This window comes from Janibacter zhaoxuefangae, from assembly GCF_050271985.1.
Lineage (GTDB): Bacteria > Actinomycetota > Actinomycetes > Actinomycetales > Dermatophilaceae.
On record NZ_CP189849.1, the window covers coordinates 2,374,264 to 2,387,102 of the forward strand.

General features: G+C 72.9%; 12 protein-coding genes. 7 read left to right on the top strand and 5 right to left on the bottom strand.

Translation table 11 applies throughout. The annotated features are described in order from the left end of the window. The first annotated feature begins 24 nt into the window (after nt 1-24). Nucleotides 25-312 (top strand): DUF2530 domain-containing protein, encoded by a 288-nt coding sequence (locus ACQBAS_RS11095; RefSeq protein ID WP_427383870.1) that lies wholly within the window; start codon nt 25-27, stop codon nt 310-312. A gap of 42 nt (nt 313-354) precedes the next feature. Next, the gene (locus ACQBAS_RS11100) at nt 355-2,031 is read left to right on the top strand and encodes an ABC-F family ATP-binding cassette domain-containing protein (RefSeq protein WP_427383871.1); all 1,677 of its coding nucleotides are present in this window, start codon (nt 355-357) and stop codon (nt 2,029-2,031) included. A 12-nt stretch (nt 2,032-2,043) separates the two neighbouring features. Here ACQBAS_RS11100 and ACQBAS_RS11105 read toward each other — a convergent pair whose 3' ends face one another. Further along, the gene (locus tag ACQBAS_RS11105; RefSeq protein ID WP_427383872.1) at nt 2,044-2,784 is read right to left on the bottom strand and encodes a DUF3027 domain-containing protein; all 741 of its coding nucleotides are present in this window, start codon (nt 2,782-2,784) and stop codon (nt 2,044-2,046) included. Further along, on the bottom strand, nt 2,784-3,179 hold the full coding sequence (locus tag ACQBAS_RS11110) for a cold-shock protein (RefSeq protein ID WP_427383873.1): 396 nt from the start codon (nt 3,177-3,179) through the stop codon (nt 2,784-2,786). Before ACQBAS_RS11110 ends, ACQBAS_RS11105 begins: the two co-directional genes overlap by 1 nt. Nucleotides 3,180-3,314: 135 nt before the next feature. On the opposite strand from ACQBAS_RS11110, the gene ACQBAS_RS11115 reads away from it, so the two are divergent. Continuing rightward, nucleotides 3,315-4,580 carry an MFS transporter gene (locus tag ACQBAS_RS11115; protein ID WP_427383874.1) on the top strand — a complete coding sequence of 422 codons (1,266 nt, stop codon included), beginning with the start codon at nt 3,315-3,317 and terminating at the stop codon, nt 4,578-4,580. Between the two features lie 60 nt (nt 4,581-4,640). Here the strand turns inward: ACQBAS_RS11115 and ACQBAS_RS11120 are convergent, their stop codons facing one another. Continuing rightward, nucleotides 4,641-5,621 (bottom strand): aldose 1-epimerase family protein, encoded by a 981-nt coding sequence (locus ACQBAS_RS11120; protein WP_427383875.1) that lies wholly within the window; start codon nt 5,619-5,621, stop codon nt 4,641-4,643. A 61-nt stretch (nt 5,622-5,682) separates the two neighbouring features. Between ACQBAS_RS11120 and ACQBAS_RS11125 the strand changes: the two genes are divergently transcribed. Then, nucleotides 5,683-7,914, top strand: coding sequence for a helicase-associated domain-containing protein (locus ACQBAS_RS11125; RefSeq protein ID WP_427383876.1), 2,232 nt, complete (start codon nt 5,683-5,685; stop codon nt 7,912-7,914). Between the two features lie 9 nt (nt 7,915-7,923). Here ACQBAS_RS11125 and ACQBAS_RS11130 read toward each other — a convergent pair whose 3' ends face one another. Further along, complete coding sequence (locus ACQBAS_RS11130) at nt 7,924-8,865, bottom strand: hydroxymethylglutaryl-CoA lyase (protein WP_427383877.1); 942 nt, start codon at nt 8,863-8,865, stop codon at nt 7,924-7,926. A 149-nt stretch (nt 8,866-9,014) separates the two neighbouring features. On the opposite strand from ACQBAS_RS11130, the gene ACQBAS_RS11135 reads away from it, so the two are divergent. Genes ACQBAS_RS11135 through ACQBAS_RS11145 form a run of 3 tightly spaced genes read left to right on the top strand, consistent with a single transcriptional unit; the run spans nt 9,015 to nt 12,004 of the window. Then, nucleotides 9,015-9,674 carry a hypothetical protein gene (locus ACQBAS_RS11135; protein ID WP_427383878.1) on the top strand — a complete coding sequence of 220 codons (660 nt, stop codon included), beginning with the start codon at nt 9,015-9,017 and terminating at the stop codon, nt 9,672-9,674. Between the two features lie 7 nt (nt 9,675-9,681). Next, the gene (locus tag ACQBAS_RS11140; protein ID WP_427383879.1) at nt 9,682-11,319 is read left to right on the top strand and encodes a DNA repair helicase XPB; all 1,638 of its coding nucleotides are present in this window, start codon (nt 9,682-9,684) and stop codon (nt 11,317-11,319) included. Between the two features lie 13 nt (nt 11,320-11,332). After that, on the top strand, nt 11,333-12,004 hold the full coding sequence (locus ACQBAS_RS11145) for an HD domain-containing protein (protein WP_427383880.1): 672 nt from the start codon (nt 11,333-11,335) through the stop codon (nt 12,002-12,004). 33 nt (nt 12,005-12,037) lie between these two features. Here the strand turns inward: ACQBAS_RS11145 and ACQBAS_RS11150 are convergent, their stop codons facing one another. Continuing rightward, the gene (locus ACQBAS_RS11150; RefSeq protein ID WP_427383881.1) at nt 12,038-12,799 is read right to left on the bottom strand and encodes a DUF4031 domain-containing protein; all 762 of its coding nucleotides are present in this window, start codon (nt 12,797-12,799) and stop codon (nt 12,038-12,040) included. Nucleotides 12,800-12,839: the final 40 nt, after the last annotated feature.

Consider the following 12,839-nt stretch of genomic DNA (forward strand, 5'->3'; position numbering starts at 1 on the left):
TACCCCGGCGACTACCCTTGCCCCGTGAGCACCCTGCGACGAGACAACGGCATCCCGGCGGACCCGTCCACCACCCCCCTGCGCGTGCGCGCCGACCGGGTGGTCCTCGTCGGGGTGGGTGTGTGGGTCATCGTGCTCGCCGTCATCCTGCTCGTGCCGGCCCTGCACGAGGGCGACCGCGCCTGGTGGAAGTGGGTGCCCGTCGCCGGGATCGTGCTCGGCCTGATCGGCTACCTCTACCTGCGCCGCGGTCGCGGCAACGCCGAGGGCGCGCTCGACGAGTCGCTGGCCGACCCGCAGTCGCACTACTGACGTGCCGCACTCCCCTTCGCCCAGCACGCCCCACACCGCCCGATGACCGCCACCCTCGTCACCCACGACCTCGCGGGCGGGCACGGTCACCGCACCCTCTTCGAGGGGCTGGACCTCACCGTCGCGCCCGGTGACGTCATCGGCGTCGTCGGCGTCAACGGCGCCGGCAAGTCGACGCTCCTGCGGATCCTCGCGGGCGACCTTGCACCGCAGGCGGGTGCGCTGTCCCTCTCTCCCACGGACGCCTTCGTCGGTTGGCTGCCGCAGGAGCACGAGCGGCGCGAAGGGGAGACCGTCGCCGCGTACATCGCGCGGCGCACCGGCTGTGCGGCCGCGACCGCGGACATGGACGCCGCCGCGGAGGCCCTCGCCGACCCCGCGGCCAGCACCGGCGGGGCGGGCGACGGTCGCGATCCTGGCGACGTCTATGCGGCGGCCCTCGACCGGTGGCTGGCCAGCGGCGCCGCCGACCTCGACGAGCGGATCCCGCAGGTGCTCGCGGACCTGGGGCTCACGGTGGGCGAGGACCTCGATCCCGACGCCCTGATGACCTCGCTGTCCGGCGGACAGGCCGCCCGGGTCGGCCTCGCCGCGCTCCTGCTCTCGCGCTTCGACCTCGTCCTGCTCGACGAACCGACCAACGATCTCGACCTCGACGGTCTCGCGCGTCTCGAGCAGTTCGTCACGAGCCTGCGCGGCGGCGTCGTCCTCGTCAGCCACGACCGCGAATTCCTCTCCCGCAGCGTGACGAAGGTGCTCGAGCTCGACCTGCCCCAGCGCAGCCACCGCCTCTTCGGCGGGGGCTACGACTCCTACCTCGAGGAGCGGGCGGTCGTCCGGCGCCACCAGCGCGAGGCCTACGACGAGTTCGCCGCGAAGAAGGCGGACCTCGTCGGCCGCGCGCGCACCCAGCGCGAGTGGTCGAGCCAGGGCGTGCGCAACGCCATGAAGAAGTCCCCCGACAACGACAAGATCCGCCGCAAGGCCGCGACGGAGTCGAGCGAGAAGCAGGCGCAGAAGGTCCGCCAGATGGAGAGCCGGATCGATCGGCTCGAGGAGGCGGAGGAGCCGCGCAAGGAGTGGCGGCTCGCCTTCACCATCGGGTCCGCGCCGCGCAGCAGCGCCGTCGTCGCCACCCTCAACGAGGCCACGGTCCGCCGGGGCGACTTCACGCTCGGGCCGGTCTCCCTCCAGGTCGACGGCGGTGACCGGATCGGCATCACCGGCCCCAACGGCGCGGGCAAGTCGACCCTCCTGGGGCTCCTGCTCGGTCGGGTCACACCCGATCAGGGCAGTGCCCGCCTCGGCGCCAGCGTGCACATCGGGGAGATCGACCAGGCCCGCACCCTCCTGGCAGGCGGACGCCCGCTCGCGGCCACCTTCGGCGAGCACGTGCCCGAGATGACGCCCGCCGACGTGCGCACCCTGCTGGCGAAGTTCGGCCTGCGGGCCGACCACGTCGACCGTCCCGTCGACGGGCTGTCACCCGGCGAGCGCACCCGGGCCGGACTCGCCCTGCTGCAGGCGCGCGGCGTCAACGTGCTCGTCCTCGACGAGCCGACGAACCACCTCGACCTCGAGGCCATCGAACAGCTCGAGCAGGCCCTCGAGTCCTACGACGGCACCCTGCTGCTCGTCACCCACGATCGACGGATGCTCGACACGGTCCGGGTCGATCGGCGCTGGCACGTCGAGCGGGGCCGCGTCACGCAGGCGTGACGCGGCGGCGGGTCAGACGGTGTCGTACTGGAACTCGTCGATGATCGGGGTGCCGATGTTCTCCGGCTCGGGCTTGTCGATGTCGACCTCGGAGTGCGCGCCGCAACCGTGGTCGAGGCTGACGACGGTGCCGTCGCTCGGTGACCACTCGTTCGCGCAGATCCCGAAGGTCGCTCGCAGCGCCCCCGCCGCGGGCACGAAGTAGCCGCAGGTCGTGCACGACGCGGGCGCCTTGACGGCGACCTCCGCCTTGGGCCCGTGCGACCCCTCGTACCAGCGGGTGGCCGCGGCCTCGCGGCCCTCGGCGGACAGCACGCGCGGACGCCCGAGCCCCAGCTCCCACTGGGCCATCTGGTCGACGTCCTCGTCGCCGGTGGCCTCGTAGCCCGCCTCGAGCAGCGGGTCGGCCTCGACGAAGGGGGTCACGTCCCCCGCGCTGACGTCGCCCGGGGCGAGCCGGTCGGCGTAGGGCAGCCACTCCGGGGACAGGATCGCGCCGTCGCCGGGCAGCAGGTGGGTCTCGCTGACCGTCACCGCCTTGCTGCGGGGCGCGCGGGCGACCGTGACGGCCCAGCGCCAGCCACGGTAGGCGCGGGAGGTGCAGGCGAAGTAGTGCGTGCCGACGCGCTCGGCCTCCATGACGAGGCCCTCGTGGTCCCCGACGGTGTCGGGCATGGCGATGCCGATCGCGGCCTCGCGGGCGAGGTCGATCGCACCCGCCAGGGTCGTGTCCTTCTTCGGTGCGGGGGGCATCAGCTCTCCAGATCGGCGGCCACGGCCCGGAGGACCTGCGCCACCTTGGTCGCGGTCGCGCGCTCGGGGTAGTGACCCCGGCGCAGCTGGTTCGAGACGTCGTCAAGGAGTTTGATGACGTCCTCGACGATGACGGTCATGTCCTCGGCGGGCTTGCGGTCGCGCTCACGACGGTTGGCGGTGACGCTCGGCGCCGGCTCGAGGACGGTCACCGACAGCGCCTGCGCGCCGCGCCGACCCTCGACGATGCCGTAGTCCACGCGCGTACCGCCCTTGAGGGAGCCCTTGCCCACCGGCAGCGCGTTGGCGTGCAGGAAGACGTCCTGCCCGTCATCTCCGGAGATGAAGCCGAAGCCCTTCTCCTCGTCGTACCACTTGACCTTGCCAGTAGGCACAGTCCACCTCTGCTCACGTGTATCGGGCGCAGTTCTCGCGCCACCCTCAAGGCTAAGCCATGGAGGCCGCACCCCACCCCACCCGCGAGCCACCCACGACTCGCGCGCAGGTTCGCCGTGGGAGAACATGTCCCGATGACCTCGACGATGGACGAACGCGCGAGCCTGCGCGCCTTCTGGGCTGCCCTGCCCACGGAAGGTCGCTGGCTGCTGTCCACCGTGGGCATCCAGACCCTCGGGCGGGGGCTCACCCTCCCCTTCACCCTCATCTACATCAACCGGATCCGCGGGATCGACCTCGACGTCGCCGGCCTCCTGATGAGCCTCATCTTCGCCGCCGCCTTCGCCGTCACGGGTCCGGGCGGTTCGCTCGTCGACCGCATCGGCGCCCGGCTCATGGTCATCGCCGGCACCCTCAGCGCCATCGCCGGCTGCCTGGTCATGGCCTTCGCGTCGACGATCTGGACGATCGCCCTCGCCTGCGTCCTGCTCGGCATCGCGAACGGGGTCTCGTGGCCCGCCTTCAACGCGCTCATCTCCCACGTCGTCACGGGCCGCACCCGCACGCAGTACTTCGGCATCAACTTCGCGCTCGTCAACCTCGGCATCGGCGTCGGCGGTCTCCTCGGCGGGCTCGTGGTCAGCGTCGACCGCCCGGCGACCTTCACGGCCGCCTTCGTCGGCAACGCCGTGTGTCTCCTCGCCCCGCTCGCCCTGATGCTCGGGCCGTTGCGTCTCCTGCACGGTCGCGCCGACCGGACCGGGCACGAGGACGCGGCGCCGGTCTCCTACCGGCAGATCCTGCGACACCCCGCCGTCGCCTGGGTCTCGGGGGTGACCTTCCTCGGCGCCTTCGTCGGGTACGGCCAGATCGAGGCCGGGATGCCCGCCTTCGCCCACGAGATCGCCCGTGTCTCGACGCGCGTCATCGGGATGTCCTTCGCGCTCAACACCCTGATCATCGTTGCCTTCCAGTTCTGGATGCTGCGCGTCATCGACGGCCGCCGACGGACGCGCGTCTTCATGGTCATGGCCGCCGTCTGGGGTCTCGCGTGGATCATCTTCGGCCTGTCCGGGCTCGTGCCGGGCGGCGCGTCGGCGATCGCCTTCGTCATCGTCTACGGGGCGGTCTTCGGGTTCGGCGAGACAATGCTCCAGCCGACCGTGCCGGCCATCGTCAACGACCTCGCCCCCGACCACCAGCGCGGCCGCTACAACGCCCTGAGCTCTGCGTCGTACCAGATGGGGTCGATCGTCGGGCCCGTCGTCGCCGGCGTCATGCTCGATCGGCACCTGCCCGGCGGGTTCATCGCCGTCCTCGTCGTCGGCTGCGCCGTCCTGGCCCTGATGGCGCTGCAGCTGGAGCGTCACCTCACGCCCGAGGTCAACGGACTTCCCTGACGTGCGCTCCCCCGGCAAGGGACACCTGATGTCCCACACCAGGGAGAAGGCGGCGGCGACTCAGGCCAGGGTCATGCCCCACGAGGCCGACCACGACTCACCCGGAGCGAGCGTCACGACCCCCTCCCCCGAGTTGAAGGAATCCGGCGGGCACGACAGCGGTTCCACCGCGATCCCCTCGGGGTGCCCGGCGGGCACGGAGTCCGGGGTCGACTTGCCCGTGAAGACCTGCACCCAATCCAGGCCGGTGCCTCCCCAGACCTCGACGTCGCCCTGGTCCAACCCGACGCGCACGCGCCACCGCCCGTCGGCATCACGCGTCGGCCGAGCGAAGGCGTGGTCGACGGCTCGGTCCCCCAACTCCTCACCGGCGCGCAGGTCGAGGCCGAGGTCCCCCGCGGGGACGGTGCCCGTCGGCAGCAGGCGCTCCGGGTCCACCGCCACGACCTCGGCCGCGGGCACGGTGAGCCGCGCCTGCGCCGCGGGCGTCTCGCCGAGCGCGACGTACGGGTGAGCCCCGAAGCCGAAGGGGGCCGCGCCGGTCCCCGAGTTCGTCGCGGCCACCGTGACGGCCAGGCCGTCGGCGCCGAGCGCATACGTCACGCTGAGGTCGAGCCGCCACGGATACCCGGGGCTGGGGTGCAGGACGTGGGCCACCGTGATCGCGGAGGGCGCGTCGGTGGGGACCTCGCGGCCGCCGGTGACGTCGGCGATCGGGGCGTCGGGCGACGGCGCCCACGCCGCCCACCGCACCAGCCCATGGCTGGCGTTGCCGGTGCGCGGTTCACTCAGCGCAAGTTGGTGTTCCTCGCCGTCCGCCCGGTAGCGGCCATCGCGGATCCGGTTGGGCCACGGCATGAGGATCTGGCCGCGGCCCGCCGACGCGATGTCACTCTCGGGGTATCCGGACACGACGTCGCGGCCCGCAACGGTCCACGTCCGCAGGCCGCCGCCGACCTCGACGACGACCGCCGTCTGGTCACCGTGTCGGATGCCCCACTGTCGGCCGCCGGGCCCCGGACTCGTCGCTGCTGGCTCCATGGGGCGCAGCCTACGGAAGCCGTGTCCCGGCGACCCCCCGACCCTCGACTACCGTGGGGCAGTGCGATCACTGGCGGAGGACGTGCGTGCCCGCTCCGATGAGGAGCTGGCGGCGCTGCTTGTGGCGCGCCCGGATCTCGCCCGTCCGATGCCGGCCGACCTCACGGCGCTCGCCGCGCGCGCGAGCACCACGGCCAGCGTCCAGCGGGCCATCGACCACCTCGACCGCCCTCGCCTCGAGGTCCTCGAGGCGGCGCTGATCAGCGGCTCCCCGATCGATCTCCCGGCGATCGTCGGCCTCACCGGCCAGTCCCCGGACGCCGTCGAGGCCGCCGCCGACCACCTTCGTTTCCTCGCGTTGCTGTGGACCTCCCCCGAGGGCCGGCACGTCGTGCGGGCCGCCGGCGACGTCCTCGGACCGCACATCGCCGGGCTGGGCCCGTCCGCCGCGGACGTCTCGCGCCGCGGCGCACCGAGCGCGACCGAGGTGGACGACCTGCTCGCCTCCGCCCCGGCCGCCGCGAAGACCGTCCTCGACCGCCTGACCTGGGGTCCCCCCATCGCCGCCGCACCGGCTGACCCGGCCAGCGCGGCCGCCGCCGCCGTCACCTGGCTCGTGGACGCCGGCCTGCTCGTCAGGTTGGACGAAGGTCGCGTCGTCCTGCCCCGCGAGGTGGCGCTGGCACTGCGCGGGGGCCGACTCCACCGGGGTTCGGTGGCCCGCCCCGAGATCGCCGTGCGCCAGTGGGAGGCCGACGACGTCGACCGGGCCGCCGGCTGGCAGGCGAGCGACCTCGTCGCCCTCGTCGCCGAACTGCTCTCGACGTGGGAGGCCCTGCCCCCGCGCGTGCTGCGCTCGGGTGGCCTCGCCGTGCGCGACCTGAAGGGGGTCGCCGCCGCCCTCGACGTCGACGAGTCCCGGGCCGCCTTCCTCGTGGAGATCGCCCACGGCGCCGGCCTGCTGGACGACGACCGCGCCCTGGAGCCGTCGTGGCAGCCGACCATCGCCGCCGACGCCTGGTTCGACGAGACGCCCGCCCACCGCTGGTCCGCCCTCGCCCTGGCGTGGACGACGTCGATCCGCGCACCGCACCGGGTCGGCGCGAGCTCCGGGTCGGGGCCGATCAACGCCCTCGGCGCCGACGTCCAGTGGCCGCCGATCCGGTCGCTGCGCCACGACGTCCTCGACGTGCTCGCCGACCTTCCCGCGGGGGCCGCGGTCGACGCCGCCGGCGTCGTCGAACGGCTCCGACACGACCGCCCCCGCCGGCTCCCCCGCGAACCGGAGCGGGTCGTCTCAGCGATCCTCGGCGAGGCCGAGTGGCTCGGACTCACCGGCCGCGGCGCCCTGTCCTCGGCCGGCCGGTCCCTGCTCGCCGGCGACGACGCGGACCCCGTGACCGTCATGTCCGCGCACATGCCGGAGGCCGTCGACCACGTGCTCCTGCAGGCCGACCTCACGGCCATCGCCCCCGGCCCGCTCACCGGCGAACTCGCCCGGACCATGAGACTGCTGAGCGACGTGGAGTCCCGCGGCGGCGCGACGGTCCACCGCTTCAGCGAGGGCTCGATCCGGCGCGGACTCGACACCGGCCTCAGCGCCGACGACATCGCCGCGCTGCTCGCCGACGCCAGCCGCACCCCGGTCCCCCAGCCGCTCGACTACCTCGTGCGCGACGTCGCCCGCCGCCACGGCCAGCTGCGCATCGGCGCGGTCGGCAGTTACGTGCGCGGCGACGACGAGGCGGGGCTCGACCGGGTCATGGCCGAGCGCAACCTGAGCCACCTCCAGCTGCGGCGGATCGCCCCGACCGTGCTCGTGTCGGCCGCCTCGCCCACGGTCCTGCTCGAGGCCCTGCGCGAGGTCGGTCTCGCCCCGGTGCTCGAGTCGTCCACGGGCGGCGTCGTCGTGCCGACCCGCTCGCGTCAGCGTGTCACCGGCGGGCCGACGCCGGCCCCGGCCTCGGTGAACCGGGTCGACGAGGACTCGGCCGTCGAACTGGTGGTCCACCTTCGTCAGCGGGACGAGGCGATGACCCGCGACCAGGAGCGCCGCGCCACGCAGGCCGGTCCGTCCATCCCCGCGACCGACCCGACGACGACCCTGGCGGTGTTGCGCGAGGCGATCGCGGACCGGCAGGGGGTCTGGGTCGGCTACAGCAACTCACTGGGCCAGGTCGCGCGGATCCTCTTCCACCCCGAGCGGATCGAGGGCGGTCGCGCTCACGGCACCGTTGATGGGGCGCCCCGCACGCTGTCGGTGCATCGCGTCACCGGCGTCACGGCCGACTGACGCGACGGATCACCCGGCGAGCGCCTTGACCACCCGCGAGGGCGACGGCTTCCCGAGCTGCTCGGCCATCCAGACGCTCGTGGCGACGAGCGCGTCGAGGTCGACCCCCGTGTGCACGCCCGCGCCGTCCGTGGCCCAGACGAGGTCCTCGGTCGCCAGGTTGCCCGTCGCACTGCGGGCATAGGGGCAGCCGCCGAGCCCACCCGTGGACGCATCGACGACGGTGACCCCGCGGCGCAGCGCGGCGAGCGTGTTGGCGAGCGCCTGACCGTAGGTGTCGTGGAAGTGCACGCCCAGCACGTCGGTCCCGATCCCGCGCTCCTCGAGCGCGTCGAGCAGCCGCTCGACGTGACCCGTCGTCCCCGTGCCGATGGTGTCGCCGAGCGAGATCTGGTCGCAGCCGAGGTCGCGCAGCCGGGCACACACGTCGGCCACCTGCGCCACGGGCACCGGCCCCTCCCACGGGTCGCCGAAGCACATCGACACGTAGCCGCGCACCCACAGCCCCGACGCATGGGCGCGGTCGACGACGGGCGCGAACATCTCGAGCGACTCCGCCACGGTGCGGTTGAGGTTCTTGCGTGCGAAGGTCTCGGTCGCGCTGCCGAAGACGGCGACGGCACCGACACCGGCCTCGAGGGCGCGGTCGAGGCCGCGCTCGTTCGGGACCAGGACCGGACGCGTCGCGCCCCGGCCGAGATCACCGAGCAGGTCGAGGACCTCCTGCGCGTCGGCCAGTTGGGGGACCCACTGCGGATTGACGAAGGAGGTCGTCTCGACCGTCCCCAAGCCGGCTTCGACGAGGCGTCGGACGAAGGCGGCCTTGGTGGCCGCCGGGACCGTCGCCTTCTCGTTCTGGAGGCCATCGCGCGGGCCGACCTCATAGATGGTGATGGCCTCGGGCAGGGACGGATCGCGCTCGACCTGGGGCAGGGCCACACGCTCACTCATGGCCCCATCCTCGCACCGGTCGGGAACAGACGGAGTCGTGCGCACCGTTGCAGCCCGTGCGGTTAGATTCAATGCAAACGGCGGCGCCACAGGGCGCCGACCACGAGGGAGGGTTGCCGCGATGGCCGACAACGACAGCACCGCGAGCGATGGGCCGCAGGACGACGAGCAGCTCCTACGGGAATGCGCCCTACGGGAACACCCCGCGGGACACACCGACCTCCGCCACCCCCGGCTCCGACGACCCGACCTCCCCGGTGCCGCCCCCGCCGCCCGCTCGGCCGGGACACCAGACGCCCGGCTACTCGACCGCTCCCCCGCCTCCGCCGGCACCGTCCGGCGACCAGCCCTACGGTCAGCAGCCCTACGGTCAGCAGCCCTACGGCCAGCAGCCGTACGGTCAGCAGCCCCCCGGCGAGCAGAGCACCTACGGCGCCTACGGCGCGACCCCGCAGCAGTACGGCCAGCAGTACGGCCAGCAGCCCTGGGGTGTCGCCCCGCGCAAGTCGAACGTCTCGGCCATCGTCCTGCTCATCCTCTCGCTCGTGCTCCCCTTCACGTGCCTGATGATCCTGCAGCCGCTCGCGGCGATCCCGGCCATCGTCGCCCTCGTGAAGAACGAGCCCGACCCCGCTGGCTCGCGTCGCTGGACGCGGATCGGCTGGATCGTCTTCGGCGTGCTCGCCGTCCTCCAGATCCTCGTGGCCATCGCCGGCTTCGCCCTCTTCGCCGCGAACATCGACGAGTTCGGCAGCGGCTGGGAGTCGTCGTGGTCCGAGTCCCTCTCCAGTTCCACCGACATCTACTGAGGCCCCCTTGCCTGATGGCGCACTGATCGTCCAGAGCGACAAGACCCTCCTCCTCGAGGTCGACCACCCGAGGTCGCAGGAGGCCCGGCGCGCGATCGCACCCTTCGCCGAGCTGGAGCGTGCCCCGGAGCACGTGCACACCTACCGGGTGACGCCGCTCGGCCTGTGGAATGCGCGCGCGGCCGGCCACGACGCCGAGCAGGTCGTCGACGCGCTTGTCACCCACAGTCGCTACGCGGTCCCGCACGCCCTGCTCGTCGACATCGCCGACACGATGGACCGCTACGGGCGACTCACGCTGACGAAGGACGACGAGCACGGGCTCATCCTCACGACGACGGATCGCGCCGTCCTCGAGGAGGTCCTGCGCCACAAGCGGATCAAGCCCCTGCTCGGGGCACGCCTCGACGACGACCGGATCGTCGTCCACCCCTCGGAGCGCGGACACCTCAAGCAGGAACTGCTCAAGGTCGGCTGGCCCGCCGAGGACCTCGCGGGCTACGTCGACGGCGAGGCCCACCCGATCGCCCTCGCCGAGGACGGCTGGGCGTTGCGCCCCTATCAGCAGCACGCCGTCGACGGGTTCTGGCACGGCGGCTCCGGCGTCGTCGTCCTCCCCTGCGGCGCCGGCAAGACGCTCGTCGGCGCGGGCGCCATGGCCCAGGCGAGCGCCACGACCCTCATCCTCGTGACCAACACCGTCTCCGCGCGCCAGTGGCGCGACGAGTTGCTCGCCCGGACGACCCTGACCGAGGACGAGATCGGTGAGTACTCGGGTGCCCGCAAGGAGATCCGGCCCGTCACCATCGCGACGTATCAGGTCCTCACCACGCGGCGGAAGGGGGCCTACACGCACCTCGACCTGCTCGACGCGCGCGACTGGGGCCTCATCGTCTACGACGAGGTCCATCTGCTGCCGGCGCCGATCTTCCGGATGACGGCGGACCTCCAGGCGCGGCGACGACTCGGGTTGACGGCCACCCTCGTGCGCGAGGACGGCCGTGAGGCCGACGTCTTCTCCCTCATCGGGCCCAAGCGATTCGACGCGCCGTGGAAGGACATCGAGGCCCAGGGCTACATCGCCCCGGCCGACTGCGTCGAGGTGCGGGTCACCCTGCCCGACAGCCTCCGCATGGCCTACGCCACGGCAGAGCCGGAGGACCGCTACCGGATGGCCTCGTGCGCGGACGCGAAGCTCGGTGTCGTCGAGCGGATCGTCAAGAAGCACAAGGGTGAACCGACCCTCGTCATCGGGCAGTACCTCGACCAGCTCGACGAGATCGCCACGCGGCTGGGCGCCGAGGTCATCACCGGCCAGACGCCGGTCGGCGAGCGCCAGAAGCTCTACGAGGCCTTCCGCACGGGCGAGCTCGACCTGCTCGTCGTCTCGAAGGTCGCGAACTTCTCCATCGACCTCCCGGAGGCCTCCGTGGCCATCCAGGTCAGCGGCACCTTCGGCTCGCGCCAGGAGGAGGCCCAGCGCCTCGGTCGGGTCCTGCGCCCGAAGGCGGACGGCCGCACCGCGCACTTCTACACCGTCGTCGCCCGCGACACGGTCGACTCGGAGTTCGCCGCGCACCGCCAGCGCTTCCTTGCCGAGCAGGGGTACGCCTACCGGATCGTCGACGCCGACGACCTCGACTGACGGGGGCACTCGGGTGATCCGGGACGAGGCGGCGTTGCTCGCACAGTGGCGAGCCGACCTGGCCGTCCTGGTGCCCGACACCTCACCGGCCGCGGTCGAGGCGACGGCGCGCGACCTGCTGGCGTCGTGGTCGGCTGCGGGCCGCGGCTACCACGGCCCGGCGCACCTCGCGGAGGTCCTCGCCGCTCTGGAGGAGCTCGAACTCGACACCGCGCAGTCAGGCACGGACGGAGCCCTCGTCGCACGCCTCGCGGCCTGGTACCACGACGCCGTCTATGACCCGATCCGCCCACAGGACAACGAGATTCGCAGTGCCAATCGGGCAGTCGACGAGCTGACCCGACTCGGGGTCGAGCCGGTGACGGTCGCTCGCGTGCGGGGCCTCGTGCTCGCGACCACGGCGCACGATCTGCCCGGCGCGCACGCGACGCCCGAGTCCCGCGCCTTCCACGACGCCGACCTGTGGATCCTGGCCGCCCCGGCACCCCGGTTCGACGAGTACTGCTCGCAGGTCCGTGCGGAGTACGCACACGTGAGCGATGCCGACTACGCCCGGGGCCGCAGCGCGGTGTTGAGTCCCCTCGTCGATCGACCCCGGCTCTACGCCACCGCGCACGGCCTGGCGACGTGGGAGGCCGTCGCCCGGGAGAACGTGGCGCGTGAACTGGCCCGCCTCACCGGCTGACGCGGTCCTCGACCCTGAGTACGCCCGACCGACTCACAGCAGCCTCGCGATGAGCGGCCACCAGTACCGCTCCGCGCAGAGCCGCACGAACTCGTCCACGCCGACCCACTGCTGCCCGTCCGTGCCCGGGTCCTCGCCGGTCAGGGCGGGTCGGACGTCGCCCAGGGTGACGGCGTGCACCTGCAGCAGGTCACCCGGCACGGACCACCCCGGCGAACCCTCGTGGAAGCGGAACCGGTGGTACCCGACGGGCTCCAGGTCCGCCGGCGCCACGACGAGCCCCAGCTCCTCGTGCACCTCGCGGGCAGCGGCGGCGGCGACCGACTCGCCGGGCTCGCGCCACCCACCCGGCAGGCCCCATTCGCGGCGTCGTCGGCTGAAGTGGAGCGCGACGTGCCCCTGTTCGTCCCGCACCAGAGCCTGGGCCCCCAGCACCCGATCCGGGTGTACGGGCTCCGACCCGAGGATGAGGTCGACGTCGGCACGTTGACCCTCCCCGAAGGACACCGCCTCGACGCGAGTCACCCCGCGATCGCCCTTGCGCTTCTGCATGCGCAGCCCGCTCGCATGGAGGATCCGCACGATCTCCCGACCTTCCACGGGCCGTGCTCCGGCTGCCACGACACTGGCGTGCCGCTCCCGGGGGATGTCGTAGTGGTCGCCCTCGTGCAATCGCTCGGGCAAGCCGATGGACCGCGCGAAGGCGTGCAGCTCGTCGTACGACGTGTCGCTGACGAGGTGGGACCAGCTGCGACCGTGCGCATCCCAGCGGGGCGGGTCGATCCAGAGCGCCATCCCCGCACGCTACCGCCGGAAGCGGCGCGCGCCCCGACCC